This window comes from Nocardioides sp. JCM 18999, from assembly GCF_055391175.1.
The window spans coordinates 1,393,183-1,408,378 of record NZ_AP043887.1; the positions used below are offsets into that span (position 1 = coordinate 1,393,183).

Genomic DNA, 15,196 nt, shown 5'->3' on the forward strand with positions numbered 1-15,196 from the left:
CCATGCAAGAACGCACCAACGCCGGCGTGCTCGCCGCGGCCCTGCCGTGGCTGAAGAAGTACAACGGCAAGATCATCGTGATCAAGTACGGCGGCAACGCGATGATCGACGACGACCTCAAGGTGAAGTTCGCCGAGGACATCGCCTTCCTCCGGTTGGCGGGGTTCAAGCCCGTCGTCGTCCACGGCGGTGGTCCGCAGATCTCCCAGATGCTCGACCGGCTCGGGATCGAGAGCGAGTTCCGCGGCGGCCTGCGCGTCACCACCCCCGAGGCGATGGACGTCGTCCGGATGGTCCTCGTCGGCCAGGTGCAGCGCGAGCTCGTCGGTCTGCTCAACCAGCACGGACCCCTGGCCGTCGGGCTCTCGGGTGAGGACGCCGGCCTCTTCACGGCCAGCCGGACCAACACCATCGTGGACGGCGAGGAGGTCGACCTCGGCCTCGTCGGCGAGGTCACCCAGGTCCGCCCCGAAGCGGTCCTCGACGTCATCGAGGCCGGCCGGATCCCGGTGATCTCGTCGGTCGCGCCGGACCTCGGCGGTCAGATCCACAACGTCAACGCCGACACGGCCGCCGCGGCCCTCGCGATCGCGCTCAAGGCCGAGAAGCTGCTCGTCCTCACCGACGTCGAGGGGCTCTACCGCGACTACGGCAACTCCGACGACGTCATCCAGGAGATCAGCCCGGAGTCGCTCGAGGTCCTGATGCCGTCCCTGGCCAGCGGGATGGTGCCCAAGATGGGCGCCTGCCTCCAGGCCGTGCAGGGCGGTGTCCCGCGGGCCACCGTCGTCGACGGTCGCGAGCCGCACGCCGTGCTGCTCGAGATCTTCACCGCCGAGGGGATCGGCACCCAGGTCCTGCCCGGTGTCGAGACCAAGATCCGGAAGGCCGACGGATGAGCGCGTCCACCAGCACCTACGTCGAGCGGTACCAGCACGCGCTGATGAACACCTTCGGCATGCCGAAGCTGGTCCTCACCAGGGGTGCCGGCAGCCACGTCTGGGATGCCGACGGGCGGGAGTACGTCGACTTCCTCGGCGGGATCGCGGTCAACGCGCTCGGCCATGGCCACCCGGCCCTGGTCGGCGCCGTGACCGAGCAGCTGCAGACGCTCGGACACATCTCGAACTTCTTCGCCAGCGGGCCGCAGATCGAGCTCGCCGACAAGCTGATCGAGCTCGTCGACGTCCCGGTCCCGGTCAAGGTGTTCTTCACCAACTCCGGCACCGAGGCCAACGAGGCGGGGTTCAAGATCACCCGCCGGACGGGGCGCACCCACGTGGTGGCGATGGAGGGCTCCTTCCACGGCCGCTCGATGGGCGCGCTGGCGCTGACCTCGAAGGAGGCCTACCGGCAGCCTTTCGAGCCCCTCCCCGGAACAGTGGAGTTCGTGCCGTACGGCGACGCCGCCGCGCTGGCGGCAGCGGTCACCGAGAGCACAGCGGCCGTCCTGATCGAGCCGCTCCAGGGGGAGGCCGGCGTCGTCGTGCCGCCCGCTGACTTCCTCGCCGAGGCGCGCGCGATCGCGGACGCGCACGGTGCGCTGCTCTGGTTCGACGAGATCCAGACCGGCATGGGCCGGACGGGGGACTGGTTCGCCTTCCAGCGCGCCGGAGTGGTGCCCGACATCATCACCCTCGCCAAGGGCCTGGGCGGCGGCTTCCCGATCGGGGCCTGCCTCGGGCTCGGCCGGGCAGCGACCCTGCTCGAGCCGGGCAACCACGGCACCACGTTCGGCGGCAACCCGGTGGCCTGCGCCGCGGCGCTCGCCGTGATCCGGACGATCGAGACCGAAGGGCTGCTGGAGCACGCCGTCACGATCGGTGCCACGCTCCGCGAGGGCCTGAGCGCCGACGCGCGGGTCAGCGAGGTCAGCGGCGCCGGGCTCCTGCTCGGCATCGTGCTGACCGAGCCCCGCTCGGTCGAGGTCGCCGCCGCGGCCCTGGCCGCCGGCTTCATCGTCAACAACGCCGCCCCGGACCGCGTCCGGATCGCGCCGCCGCTCAACCTGAGCGACGACGACGCGGCCGCGCTTCTCGCCGCCTGGCCGGCCATCCTCGACGCGGCGTTCGGGGATGCGGCATGACGGTGCGATCCTTCCTCGCCGACGACGACCTGACTCCCGAGGAGCAGGGTCGGGTGCTCGACCTCGCGGCCACGCTCAAGGCGGCGCCGTACGAGGAGAAGCCGCTCGCCGGACCGAAGACCGTCGCGACGATCTACGACAAGCCGACGCTGCGGACCCAGTCGTCCTTCGCCGCCGGGATCGCCGAGCTCGGCGGCCACCCGATGCTGGTCGACGGCAAGCTCGCGGGCATCGGCCAGCGCGAGTCGGTCGCCGACGTCGCCCGGGTGCTGGGTCGGCAGGCCAGCGTCATCGTCTGGCGCACGTTCGCCCAGAGCGCGATCGAGGAGATGGCGGAGTACTCAGGCGTCCCGGTGGTCAACGCGCTCACCGACGAGTTCCACCCCTGCCAGCTGATCGCCGACCTGCTCACCATCCGGGAGCACAAGGGCGAGCTCGCCGGGCTCAAGGTGGCGTTCATCGGCGACGGCGCCTGCAACATGGGCAATTCCTGGCTTCTGGCCGGGGCGACCGCCGGCATGCACGTCACCATCGGCGCGCCCGAGGGCTACGCGCCGGACGAGGCCATGTTCGCCCGGGCCGCGGCGATCGCCGAGACCACCGGCGGCAGCGTCGGCTGGGTGCTCGACCCGGCTGCTGCGGTGCGCGGTGCCGACGTCGTCGTGACCGACACCTGGGTGTCGATGGGCAAGGAGGACGAGGCCGCCGCGCGGCTGGCCATCTTCTCGCCGTACTCGCTCACCAGCGGACTGCTCGCCGAGGCCGACCCCGCCGCGATCGTGCTGCACTGCCTGCCCGCCTACCGGGGCAAGGAGATCGACGCCGAGGTCCTCGACGGTCCTCAGAGCGTCATCTGGGACGAGGCCGAGAACCGGCGCCACGCCCAGAAGGCGATCATCGCGTTCCTGCTCGAGGAGCGCTGACGTCCGTGAACGAGTCGATGCGGCCGGCCACGAAGGGGGCGCGCCACCAGCTGATCCTCGACCTGGTCGCCGGCCACGAGATCCGGTCCCAGTCCGAGCTCGCCGACCTGCTCGCCGCCCGCGGCGTCCAGGTCACCCAGGCCACCCTGTCGCGCGACCTCGTCGAGCTCGAGGCGATGAAGGTCCGCGCTCACGACGGTTCGCTGGTCTACGCCGTCCCCGCCGAGGGCGGCGACCGCCGGCCGGTCGCGCCGGGGGAGTCGGCCACCTCGCAGGCCCGGTTGGCGCGGCTCTGCAACGAGCTGCTCCTCTCCGCCGACGCGAGCGCCAACCTGGTCGTCCTCCGCACCCCGCCGGGCGCCGCCCAGTTCCTGGCCAGCTCCGTCGACAAGGCAGAGTTGGCCCCGGTCCTCGGCACGATCGCGGGCGATGACACAGTGCTCGTGATCAGCCGCGATCCCGTCGGAGGTGACGAGCTGGCCCGCCGGTTCCTCGCCCTCGCCGACCAGCACAGCACCACCGAACCGAGCAGTACCGACACCACCAGCAACGACACCACCATCCACAGCCAGGAGCAGCACTCGTGAGCAAGGTCCTCACCTCCCTTCCCGTCGGCGAGCGCGTCGGCATCGCCTTCTCCGGAGGCCTCGACACCTCCGTCGCCGTGGCGTGGATGCGTGACAAGGGCGCCATCCCGTGCACCTACACCGCCGACATCGGCCAGGCCGACGAGCCGGACATCTCCGGCGTCCCGTCCCGGGCCAAGGCGTACGGCGCCGAGATCGCGCGCGCGGTCGACATCAAGCCCCAGCTGGTCGAGGAGGGTCTGGCCGCCCTCGCCTGCGGCGCCTTCCACATCCGTTCCGGGGCGAAGGTGTACTTCAACACCACCCCGCTGGGTCGCGCCGTCACCGGCACGATGCTGGTCCGTGCGATGCAGGCCGACGACGTCAACATCTGGGGCGACGGCTCGACCTACAAGGGCAACGACATCGAGCGGTTCTACCGCTACGGCCTGATGGCCAACCCGGAGCTCCGGATCTACAAGCCGTGGCTCGACGCGGACTTCGTCACCGAGCTCGGCGGCCGGCACGAGATGAGCGAGTGGCTCGTCGCCCACAACCTGCCCTACCGCGACTCCACCGAGAAGGCGTACTCCACCGACGCCAACATCTGGGGCGCCACCCACGAGGCCAAGACCCTCGAGCACCTCGACGTCTCGCTCGAGACCGTCGACCCGATCATGGGCGTGAAGTTCTGGGACCCGTCCGTCTCGATCGCCACCGAGGACGTCGCGATCACGTTCGAGGCCGGTCGTCCGGTCGCGATCAACGGCAAGCGGTACGACGACCCGGTCGCCCTGGTGCTCGAGGCCAACATCATCGGTGGCCGTCACGGTCTCGGCATGTCGGACCAGATCGAGAACCGGATCATCGAGGCCAAGTCCCGCGGCATCTACGAGGCGCCCGGCATGGCGCTCCTCTTCGCGGCGTACGAGCGCCTGATCAACGCGGTGCACAACGAGGACACCCTCGCGAACTACCACAACGAGGGCCGCAAGCTCGGTCGCCTGCTCTACGAGGGCCGGTGGCTCGACCCGCAGGCGCTGATGGTGCGTGAGTCGATCCAGCGCTGGATCGCCTCGCTGGTCACGGGCACCGTCACGCTGCGGCTGCGCCGTGGCGACGACTACACGATCGTCAAGACGGAGGGCTCGCACTTCTCCTACCACCCGGAGAAGCTCTCGATGGAGCGCGTCGAGAACGCCGCCTTCGGTCCGACCGACCGGATCGGCCAGCTGACGATGCGCAACCTCGACATCGCCGACTCGCGCGCGAAGCTCGAGATCTACGCCGGTCAGCCGCTGGACCAGGGCACCGTCCTGGTCGAGAACGGGACCCTGTTCGGTGAGCTCCCGGCCGGCGGCTACGAGCAGATCACCCGCAACGACGAGGCCAGCGAGTCCGCCGAGGCGGTCGACCCCGGCCTCGACGAGGCGGCCATGGAGCTGGGCAGCGACTGATGACCGAGCTGCAGGGCACCAACGAAGGCAAGCTGTGGGGCGGCCGGTTCGCCGGCGGTCCCTCGCCCGAGCTCGAAGCGTTGTCCCGGTCGACCCACTTCGACTGGCGGCTCGCGCTCTACGACCTCGCCGGATCCCACGCCCACGCGAAGGCCCTGGGCGCGGCCGGTCTGCTGACCGCCGACGAGGAGCTCGAGCTCCACCGCGGGCTCGACGTGCTCGCCGACCGCTTCACCACCGGAGCGCTGCGTCCGTCGGCCTCCGACGAGGACGTGCACGGTGCGCTGGAACGGCTCCTGATCGAGGAGGTCGGCCCGGACGTCGGCGGCAAGCTGCGTGCCGGACGTTCCCGCAACGACCAGATCGCCACGCTGTTCCGCTGCTACCTGCTCGACCACAGCCGGGTGGTCGGTGGGCTGGTCCTCGACCTGGTCGAGGCGCTCGCCGGTCAGGCCGGCACGCACCTCGAGGGCCCGAACGGCCCGGCGATCATGCCGGGGCGGACGCACCTCCAACACGCGCAGCCGGTGCTGCTCTCGCACCACCTCCTCGCCCACGCCTGGTCGCTGCTGCGCGACGTGGACCGGCTGGGGGACTGGCGCCGTCGGGTGCAGTCCGACTCGCCGTACGGGTCGGGCGCGTTGGCCGGGCAGAGCCTCGGCCTGGACCCCGAGCTGGTCGCGTCCGAGCTGGGCTTCACCGGGTCGTCGGCGAACTCGATCGACGGCACGGCGTCGCGTGACTTCGTGGCGGAGTTCGCCTTCGTCGCGGCGCAGGTCGGGGTCGACATCTCCCGGATCGCGGAGGAGATCATCCTGTGGGCGACCAAGGAGTTCGACTTCGTCACCCTGCACGACTCCTGGTCGACCGGATCGTCGATCATGCCGCAGAAGAAGAACCCCGACATCTCGGAGCTGGCCCGCGGCAAGGCCGGGCGTCTGATCGGCAACCTCGCCGGTCTGCTCGCCACCCTCAAGGCGTTGCCGCTGGCCTACAACCGCGACCTCCAGGAGGACAAGGAGCCGGTCTTCGACTCGATCGACACCCTCGAGGTCCTGCTGCCGGCGTTCACCGGGCAGGTCGCGACCCTGATCTACAACACGGATCGGATGGCCGAGCTCGCCCCGCAGGGCTTCTCCCTGGCGACCGACATCGCCGAGTGGCTGGTCCGGGAGGGCACGCCGTTCCGGATCGCCCACGAGGTCGCCGGTGCCTGCGTCCGCGCCGCCGAGGCGAAGGGCACCGAGCTCGACGGGCTCACCGACGAGGAGTTCGCCGCCATCTCGCCGGCGCTCACCCCCGAGGTCCGGCTCGTCCTCACCGCCACCGGTTCCGTCACCTCGCGTGACGGTCGCGGGGGTACGGCGCCCGCGCGCGTGGCCGAACAGCTCGCCGAGCTGCGCACCCGGGTGGCGACCTACCGCGACGAGCTGGCTCCTCGTGAGCGCACTCGCTGAGCTTCTCCAAGCTCGACCCGAACAGGTCGCCCCGCTTCTGCTGGGCGGCCTGTTCGCGCATGCGGGGGTCACCGTCCGCCTCACCGAGGTCGAGGCGTACGGCGGTGCCGACGACCCTGGCTCGCACGCCTTCCGGGGTCGCACCCCACGCAACCAGGTGATGTTCGGGGCACCCGGGCATCTCTACGTCTACTTCACCTACGGCATGCACTTCTGCGTCAACATCGTCTGCGGCCCCGAGGGCGAGCCGGCGGCCTGCCTGGTCCGGGCCGGCGAGGTCGTCGACGGGATCGAGCTGGCGCGCGCACGGCGACCGGGCTCGAAGGACCGCGACCTCGCCCGCGGTCCAGCTCGCCTCACCCGCGCGCTGGCACTCGACCGCGCCCAGGACGGCGCGAGCCTGGAGACCGGGCCGGTCCGGTTCGTGCCGGGGCCGGCCTTCGACACCGTCTCGACCGGCCCACGTGTGGGCCTCCGTGGAGCGCCGGAACGCCCGTGGCGCTTCTGGATCACGGGGGATCCGACCGTCTCCACGTACCGCCCAGCACCCAGATTTGTTGCTCCGGATACCTCCATGTAATGTTTCACCTGTCGCCGAGAGCGGCTCCCAGACCGGGGGAAACCCCACCAGGTCCCAGGAGCAGTGCGCGGTGACACCGGATCCGACTGGCTCCGATCAGCGTCAAGTTGACCGGGCAAGGACGAGAAGGTAATGTTTTGCAGGTTGTCCCGCAGCCGGTCCGAGAGGGCAGGCACGGAGCGCGTGTGATTCTTGAGAACTCAACAGTGTGTTTGGATAGTCGACGAATTAGTTTGTAACCCGTCGACCGAGGCTAACGGCCTTTGGTTGATGGATTTCTTTGACAATGATTCTGACAATTGGCGCCGCTACCTTTTGGTGGTGGTGTTAGTCAGTGATCTCCTGTCGGGAAGATAATTTTTTGTAGTTTTCTACGGAGAGTTTGATCCTGGCTCAGGACGAACGCTGGCGGCGTGCTTAACACATGCAAGTCGAGCGGAAAGGCCCTTTCGGGGGTACTCGAGCGGCGAACGGGTGAGTAACACGTGAGTAATCTGCCCTGTACTCTGGGATAGCCTTGGGAAACTGAGATTAATACCGGATATGAAATCTGATCGCATGGTTGGGTTTGGAAAGTTTTTTCGGTACAGGATGTGCTCGCGGCCTATCAGCTTGTTGGTGAGGTAATGGCTCACCAAGGCTTCGACGGGTAGCCGGCCTGAGAGGGTGACCGGCCACACTGGGACTGAGACACGGCCCAGACTCCTACGGGAGGCAGCAGTGGGGAATATTGGACAATGGGCGGAAGCCTGATCCAGCAACGCCGCGTGAGGGATGACGGCCTTCGGGTTGTAAACCTCTTTCAGTGCAGACGAAGCGCAAGTGACGGTATGCACAGAAGAAGGACCGGCCAACTACGTGCCAGCAGCCGCGGTAATACGTAGGGTCCGAGCGTTGTCCGGAATTATTGGGCGTAAAGGGCTCGTAGGCGGTTTGTTGCGTCGGGAGTGAAAACCCAGGGCTTAACTCTGGGCTTGCTTTCGATACGGGCAGACTTGAGGTATTCAGGGGAGAACGGAATTCCTGGTGTAGCGGTGAAATGCGCAGATATCAGGAGGAACACCGGTGGCGAAGGCGGTTCTCTGGGAATTACCTGACGCTGAGGAGCGAAAGTGTGGGGAGCGAACAGGATTAGATACCCTGGTAGTCCACACCGTAAACGTTGGGCGCTAGGTGTGGGACACATTCCACGTGTTCCGTGCCGCAGCTAACGCATTAAGCGCCCCGCCTGGGGAGTACGGCCGCAAGGCTAAAACTCAAAGGAATTGACGGGGGCCCGCACAAGCGGCGGAGCATGCGGATTAATTCGATGCAACGCGAAGAACCTTACCTGGGTTTGACATATACGGGAAGCCTGCAGAGATGTGGGTCTCTTTGATACTCGTATACAGGTGGTGCATGGCTGTCGTCAGCTCGTGTCGTGAGATGTTGGGTTAAGTCCCGCAACGAGCGCAACCCTCGTCCTATGTTGCCAGCGGATAATGCCGGGGACTCATGGGAGACTGCCGGGGTCAACTCGGAGGAAGGTGGGGATGACGTCAAGTCATCATGCCCCTTATGTCCAGGGCTTCACGCATGCTACAATGGCCGGTACAAACCGTTGCGATCCCGTGAGGGGGAGCGAATCGGAAAAAGCCGGTCTCAGTTCGGATTGGGGTCTGCAACTCGACCCCATGAAGTCGGAGTCGCTAGTAATCGCAGATCAGCAACGCTGCGGTGAATACGTTCCCGGGCCTTGTACACACCGCCCGTCACGTCACGAAAGTCGGCAACACCCGAAGCCGGTGGCCTAACCCCTTGTGGGAGGGAGCCGTCGAAGGTGGGGTTGGCGATTGGGACGAAGTCGTAACAAGGTAGCCGTACCGGAAGGTGCGGCTGGATCACCTCCTTTCTAAGGAGCACACACACTCGCACCCGGCGAATGTTCGGGTGGAATCGTGGTGTTCACTAGTGGAATCGTCGACGAACGGCCGCGGCCGTATCTCTTGTCTTTAGTACAGCCAGCTTGCTGGAGTGGAAAGAGTTCATGGGTATAGGGCCGCGTGTTTTCCAAGCACACTGTTGGGGTTCTGAGGAATCACGCCGCAAGCGTGTGACTCAGCTGCCCGATCGACGCGGATGCCGGTATTGCTGGTTGATGGTTGGTGTGGGTGTGTTGTTTGGTTGTTGGATAGTGGACGCGAGCATCTTGTAAGCAATTTTGAAATAGATGAGATCACAGTTAAGTGTCTTGTCTGGTCTTTTGTAGTTGAGTTTTGTTGATCTAATCAGCATTCAACGAGAAGCATGCGCTGCTCACTGAGTGGGTGGTGGTTGTTGTTTTTGTTGAGTGTTTGTGCGACAAGCTATGAAGGGCACATGGTGGATGCCTTGGCATCAAGAGCCGATGAAGGACGTACGAGCCTGCGATAAGCCCTGGGGAGTTGGCAACGAAGCGTTGATCCGGGGGTGTCCGAATGGGGGAACCCACCACGAGTCATGTCGTGGTACCCGCGCCTGAATATATAGGGCGTGTGGAGGGAACGTGGGGAAGTGAAACATCTCAGTACCCACAGGAAGAGAAAACAAGAGTGATTCCGAGAGTAGTGGCGAGCGAAATCGGATGAGGCTAAACCGTATACGTGTGATACCCGGCAGGGGTTGCGTGTGCGGGGTCGTGGGACCTTTCGTGTAGATCTGCCGGTCTGCGAAACAGTAAGAAAACTCGATCGAGGGCGAGGCAGTTGGAAAGCTGCACCGTAGTGGGTGATAGTCCCGTAGTCGTAAGTTCGAGTCTGTTGAGAGTGTTCCCAAGTAACACGCTACTCCTGGAATGGCGTGTGAATCTGGCAGGACCACCTGTTAAGCCTAAATACTCCTTGATGACCGATAGCGGACCAGTACCGTGAGGGAAAGGTGAAAAGTACCCCTGGCGGGGAGTGAAATAGTACCTGAAACCGTGTGCCTACAATCCGTTAGAGCCTGCCGTTTGGTTGGGTGATAGCGTGCCTTTTGAAGAATGAGCCTGCGAGTTAGCGGTGTGTGGCGAGGTTAACCCGTGTGGGGTAGCCGTAGCGAAAGCGAATCCGAATAGGGTGTTTTAGTCGCACGCTCTAGACCCGAAGCGGAGTGATCTATCCATGGGCAGGTTGAAGCGACGGTAAGACGTCGTGGAGGACCGAACCCACTTCAGTTGAAAATGGAGGGGATGACCTGTGGATAGGGGTGAAAGGCCAATCAAACTCCGTGATAGCTGGTTCTCCCCGAAATGCATTTAGGTGCAGCGTTGCGTGTTTCTTGCCGGAGGTAGAGCACTGGATAGCCGATGGGCCCTACCAGGTTACTGACGTTAGCCAAACTCCGAATGCCGGTAAGTGAGAGCGCAGCAGTGAGACAGTGGGGGATAAGCTCCATTGTCGAGAGGGAAACAGCCCAGATCATCAGCTAAGGTCCCTAAGCGATAACTAAGTGGAAAAGGATGTGGAGTCGCAGTGACAACCAGGAGGTTGGCTTGGAAGCAGCCACCCTTGAAAGAGTGCGTAATAGCTCACTGGTCAAGTGATTCCGCGCCGACAATGTAGCGGGGCTCAAGTTATCCACCGAAGCTATGGCATTCACATAAGACAGGCCGCCCTTGAGGTTGGTCCAGTTGTGTGGATGGGTAGGGGAGCGTCGTGTGGCGAGTGAAGCGGCGGAGTGATCCAGCCGTGGATGCCACACGAGTGAGAATGCAGGCATGAGTAGCGAATGATATGTGAGAAACATATCCGCCGATTGATCAAGGGTTCCAGGGTCAAGCTAATCTGCCCTGGGTAAGTCGGGACCTAAGGCGAGGCCGACAGGCGTAGTCGATGGACAACGGGTTGATATTCCCGTACCGGCAAAATAGCGCCCATGCTGACCCCAGTGATGCTAAGTGCCCGAAACACCGCGACCAATCCTTCGGGAGCGGCGTGTGTGCGTAGCGCATGACCCGAGCTGGTAGTAGGCAAGCGATGGGGTGACGCAGGAAGGTAGTCGATCCACGGCGATGGTAGTCCGTGGCTAAGGATGTAGGGCGTGTTGTAGGCAAATCCGCAACACTGTGTTTGATCACGAGCTTGAGATCTGATGGGGACCCGTATGGGGAAGTCGATGATCCTATGCTGTCGAGAAAAACCTCTAGCGAGCTATGCGCCGCCCGTACCCCAAACCGACTCAGGTGATCAGGTAGAGAATACCGAGGCGATCGAGTGAACCATGGTTAAGGAACTCGGCAAAATGCCCCCGTAACTTCGGGAGAAGGGGGGCCCGGATCGTGAACCCACTTGCTGGGGAAGCGTGAAGGGCCGCAGAGACCAGGCCCAAGCGACTGTTTACTAAAAACACAGGTCCGTGCTAAGTCGTAAGACGATGTATACGGACTGACTCCTGCCCGGTGCTGGAAGGTTAAGAGGACGGGTTAGATAGCAATATCGAAGCTCAGAATTTAAGCCCCAGTAAACGGCGGTGGTAACTATAACCATCCTAAGGTAGCGAAATTCCTTGTCGGGTAAGTTCCGACCTGCACGAATGGAGTAACGACTTGGGCGCTGTCTCAACCGTGGACTCGGCGAAATTGCACTACGAGTAAAGATGCTCGTTACGCGCGGCAGGACGGAAAGACCCCGGGACCTTTACTATAGTTTGGTATTGGTGTTTGGTTCGGTTTGTGTAGGATAGGTGGGAGACTGTGAAGTGCATGCGCCAGCATGTGTGGAGTCAACGTTGAAATACCACTCTGATCGAATTAGATATCTAACCTCGGACCGTGATCCGGTTCAGGGACAGTGCCTGATGGGTAGTTTAACTGGGGCGGTTGCCTCCTAAAATGTAACGGAGGCGCTCAAAGGTTCCCTCAGCCTGGTTGGCAATCAGGTGTTGAGTGTAAGTGCACAAGGGAGCTTGACTGTGAGACAGACATGTCGAGCAGGGACGAAAGTCGGAACTAGTGATCCGGCGTCGGCAAGTGGAAGCGACGTCGCTCAACGGATAAAAGGTACCCCGGGGATAACAGGCTGATCTTCCCCAAGAGTCCATATCGACGGGATGGTTTGGCACCTCGATGTCGGCTCGTCGCATCCTGGGGCTGGAGTAGGTCCCAAGGGTTGGGCTGTTCGCCCATTAAAGCGGCACGCGAGCTGGGTTTAGAACGTCGTGAGACAGTTCGGTCCCTATCCGCCGCGCGCGTAGGAAACTTGAGAGAGGCTGTCCCTAGTACGAGAGGACCGGGATGGACGAACCTCTGGTGTGCCAGTTGTACCGCCAGGTGCATGGCTGGTTGGCTACGTTCGGAAGTGATAACCGCTGAACGCATCTAAGCGGGAAGCACGTCTCAAGATGAGGTTTCCCACCCGTTATGGGTTAAGGCCCCCCACAGACCATGGGGTTGATAGGCCGGAGGTGTACAGCAGTAATGCCCAGCCGACCGGTACTAATAGGCCGAGGGCTTGTCACACAAGCACTCAACAAAACCAACAAACGCCAAAGACCCCCACACAAGGGAGTTGAAATTGCGTAGTTGCCCGCGTCCACTAAACAGCTAAACAACTGTGACTTCCCGACACGTCGATATCGACGATGTTGGGGCAAGAGTTACGGCGGTCATAGCGAAAGGGAAACACCCGGTCCCATCCCGAACCCGGAAGTTAAGCCTTTCAGCGCCGATGGTACTGCAACCGCGAGGTTGTGGGAGAGTAGGACACCGCCGGACAATCATTGCGCAGGCCCACCCCGTACCGGGGTGGGCCTGCTGCCATTTCAGGACCCTTTTTCACGCCATTTCGGGCCCTCATTTCAGGGCCCCGTCTCGTTCAGTCCCGGATGCTGCGCATCAAGGGCCCCAGGCTCGGCTTGGGCTGGAACGAGGTCGCCTTCTCCGGCATGGTCCGTCCCTGGAAGGCGATCCGCTGGACGTCGACGAACTCCGGGGCCGGCAACAGGAGCGCCACTCCACCGCGGCGTTGACGTTCGTGCAGTGCCTCGGTCGTGGTGCGGGCGAAGAGGATGTCCCACGGTCCGCGCGGGAGCGCCGGAAGGACGCGATCGTGCAGCCACTCGACGGCCGTGCGTCCGGTCTGCTCCCTCAGGACCGCCCACTGCTCGCCGTCGGTGACGACGGTCTCGAACTCCCGTGGGCGGGTGAACGAAGGGCGGAACTCGAAGGACGCACCGATCGCCCGAGCAGCGGCACGGATGTCGTCGAGTCGCACCCGGGGCAGGATCCGGTGGATGGGTTCGATGATGAACGGAGTGTCGTCCTGGTCGACCAGCATCACGAACGCGTCGTCGTAGCTGCCGCCCGGGGTGCGGACCTGGAGCCGGTGCGACGCGGCGTAGCGGTGGTGGCCGTCGGCGATCACTCCGCGTGCCGTCTGCAGCAGGTCTCCGGCCACCGCGATGGACGCCTCGTCGCGGATCGCCCAGATCCGGTGGCGTTGGCCGGCGTGGTCGGCGAACTGGCGGGCCGCGGGCTCTGCTGCCACGTCGGCGAGGAAGGCCGGGAGCCCGGCGACGTCCTGGACCGCGATGAGGATCGGTGCCGGCTGCAGTCCGACCGCCTGCATCCGGTCCGCGAGCTCGTCGACCTGGCGCGGGTGCACCGCCTCGTGCGGCAGGACGGTCGCAGCACCGGGATCGTGGGCGCGGTCGGTGATCGGGAGGAGGCCGACCAGGCCTCGGATGCGTCGACCGTGGTCGACGTACTCGTGCAGGTAGAGGGCCGGCTGTGAATCGGCGACGAACCGTCCGCGCCGTCCGTCGAGGCGTCCGACGACGCCGAGTCGTGGGCGGGCGAAGAAGCGGTTCGATGCCGGGTCGCCCACCGCGGACGGCGCCATCGAGCGGGCCGTGAACGGACGGAGTCGCAGACTGGTCGCGAGCGCAGGCGGAACCACTGACTGCGCGTCCATCCGGCCATCGTAGGGTGGCGGCCATGAAGTCGACCGGGACCGCGCCGTTGATCGACCTGCACGACCTCGTGATGCTCGACCTCGACGGTGTCGTCTACGTCGGGGGTGAGGCGGTCCCCGGCGCGCCCGCCCATCTGGCGCGGGTCCGGACGTCGGGCGCGCACCTCGCGTTCATCACCAACAACGCGGCTCGGCCCGCCCGTGTCGTGGCCGCACACCTCACCGATCTCGGGATCGAGGCTCAGGCCACGGACGTGGTCACGTCGTCCCAGGCTGCGGCCCGGGTCCTCGTGGACCGTCTCGGCCCCGGGGCTCGGGTCGCGGCGTTGGGGGCTGAGGGCCTCTTCGAGGCGCTGGCCGAGGTCGGGCTGGTCGTGGTCGACGTCGACGATCCGGACGCCGAGGCGATCGTGGACGGCTACGGTCCCGAGGTTCGCTGGCGCGACATCATGCGCGCGGCCGTCCGGATCCGCGAGGGTCTGTGGTGGGTCGCGACCAACACGGACATGTCCATCCCGACGCCGTACGGCACCGCCCCGGGCAACGGCGTCCTGGTCGACCTCCTGCACCGGTTCAGTGACGTCACCCCTGTCGTGGCGGGCAAGCCCGACCGACCGTTGATCGACGAGACGGTCCGACGCACGGGTGGCGCACGGCCGCTGATGGTGGGGGACCGGCTGGACACCGACATCCTCGGCGGCACCAACGCGGGCGTGGACACCCTGCTCGTGATGACCGGGGTCACGGGGCTCTCCGAGCTCGTCGCCGCGCGACCCGACGAACGGCCGACGTACCTCTCCGTCGACCTGGCCGGCCTGCTCGAAGCGCATCCGGACGCTGACCCGGAGGCCGGCGCCGGCGGGTGGCAGGCCGAGATCGGGACCGACGGTGGTCTTCGGATCACGGGCGGCGGGTCGCCCTCGGACTGGTGGCGCACCGTCGCTGCCGTCGCCTGGGACTGGCTCGACACGACCGGCACCGTGGCGGACACCTCCGGACTCGTCCCGCCTCGGTAACCTTCTCCCATGAGCGAGGAACCGATGGCCGAGCGGACCGGTGTGCCGTTGGTCGACTCCATTCTCGAGTCGGTCGATGCTGCCGCCTCGCTGCCCCTCGCCGACCAGGTCGCCGTCTTCGAGCGCGCCCAGGAGCAGCTCCGCCGCGCCCTCGACGCACCCACCGAACCGGTCGGCGACCCGGCGGACGAGTCGGTCTGAGC

Annotated in this window: 10 protein-coding genes and 3 rRNA genes; 12 read left to right on the forward strand and 1 reads right to left on the reverse strand. The window is 65.0% G+C overall.

The window, feature by feature from the left end; genetic code table 11:
• Positions 1 to 2 precede the first annotated feature (2 nt).
• The 10 genes from argB to rrf all read left to right on the forward strand — a co-directional run bounded on the left by argB (position 3) and on the right by rrf (position 12,779).
• Positions 3 to 899 carry an acetylglutamate kinase gene (gene argB / locus ACZ5J1_RS06720; RefSeq protein WP_464564731.1) on the forward strand — a complete coding sequence of 299 codons (897 nt, stop codon included), beginning with the start codon at positions 3 to 5 and terminating at the stop codon, positions 897 to 899.
• On the forward strand, positions 896 to 2,086 hold the full coding sequence (locus ACZ5J1_RS06725) for an acetylornithine transaminase (RefSeq protein WP_464563715.1): 1,191 nt from the start codon (positions 896 to 898) through the stop codon (positions 2,084 to 2,086). The genes argB and ACZ5J1_RS06725 overlap by 4 nt, the downstream gene beginning before the upstream one ends.
• Positions 2,083 to 3,009, forward strand: coding sequence for an ornithine carbamoyltransferase (argF, locus tag ACZ5J1_RS06730; protein ID WP_464563717.1), 927 nt, complete (start codon positions 2,083 to 2,085; stop codon positions 3,007 to 3,009). The genes ACZ5J1_RS06725 and argF overlap by 4 nt, the downstream gene beginning before the upstream one ends.
• Before the next feature lie 17 nt (positions 3,010 to 3,026).
• Entirely contained in the window at positions 3,027 to 3,596 is a 570-nt protein-coding gene (locus ACZ5J1_RS06735; protein ID WP_464564732.1) for an arginine repressor, read from the forward strand.
• Complete coding sequence (gene argG / locus ACZ5J1_RS06740) at positions 3,593 to 5,032, forward strand: argininosuccinate synthase (protein WP_464563719.1); 1,440 nt, start codon at positions 3,593 to 3,595, stop codon at positions 5,030 to 5,032. Before ACZ5J1_RS06735 ends, argG begins: the two co-directional genes overlap by 4 nt.
• Positions 5,032 to 6,489, forward strand: coding sequence for an argininosuccinate lyase (gene argH / locus ACZ5J1_RS06745; RefSeq protein ID WP_464563721.1), 1,458 nt, complete (start codon positions 5,032 to 5,034; stop codon positions 6,487 to 6,489). The genes argG and argH overlap by 1 nt, the downstream gene beginning before the upstream one ends.
• Positions 6,473 to 7,069, forward strand: a complete 597-nt coding sequence (locus ACZ5J1_RS06750) for a DNA-3-methyladenine glycosylase (protein ID WP_464563723.1) — start codon at positions 6,473 to 6,475, stop codon at positions 7,067 to 7,069. Before argH ends, ACZ5J1_RS06750 begins: the two co-directional genes overlap by 17 nt.
• Positions 7,070 to 7,439: 370 nt before the next feature.
• A 16S ribosomal RNA gene (locus ACZ5J1_RS06755) occupies positions 7,440 to 8,960 on the forward strand.
• A 447-nt stretch (positions 8,961 to 9,407) separates the two neighbouring features.
• A 23S ribosomal RNA gene (locus tag ACZ5J1_RS06760) occupies positions 9,408 to 12,524 on the forward strand.
• Between the two features lie 138 nt (positions 12,525 to 12,662).
• Positions 12,663 to 12,779 (forward strand): 5S ribosomal RNA (rrf, locus tag ACZ5J1_RS06765).
• The 16S, 23S and 5S rRNA genes sit together here, the layout of an rRNA operon.
• A gap of 100 nt (positions 12,780 to 12,879) precedes the next feature.
• Here the strand turns inward: rrf and ACZ5J1_RS06770 are convergent.
• Positions 12,880 to 13,977: a DUF1015 family protein gene (locus ACZ5J1_RS06770; protein WP_464563725.1), complete on the reverse strand. Its 1,098-nt coding sequence runs from the start codon at positions 13,975 to 13,977 to the stop codon at positions 12,880 to 12,882.
• 23 nt (positions 13,978 to 14,000) lie between these two features.
• Between ACZ5J1_RS06770 and ACZ5J1_RS06775 the strand changes: the two genes are divergently transcribed.
• Both ACZ5J1_RS06775 and ACZ5J1_RS06780 read left to right on the forward strand, forming a co-directional pair.
• The gene (locus ACZ5J1_RS06775; protein ID WP_464563727.1) at positions 14,001 to 14,993 is read left to right on the forward strand and encodes an HAD-IIA family hydrolase; all 993 of its coding nucleotides are present in this window, start codon (positions 14,001 to 14,003) and stop codon (positions 14,991 to 14,993) included.
• 9 nt (positions 14,994 to 15,002) lie between these two features.
• Entirely contained in the window at positions 15,003 to 15,194 is a 192-nt protein-coding gene (locus tag ACZ5J1_RS06780; RefSeq protein ID WP_464563729.1) for a hypothetical protein, read from the forward strand.
• Positions 15,195 to 15,196 lie beyond the last annotated feature (2 nt).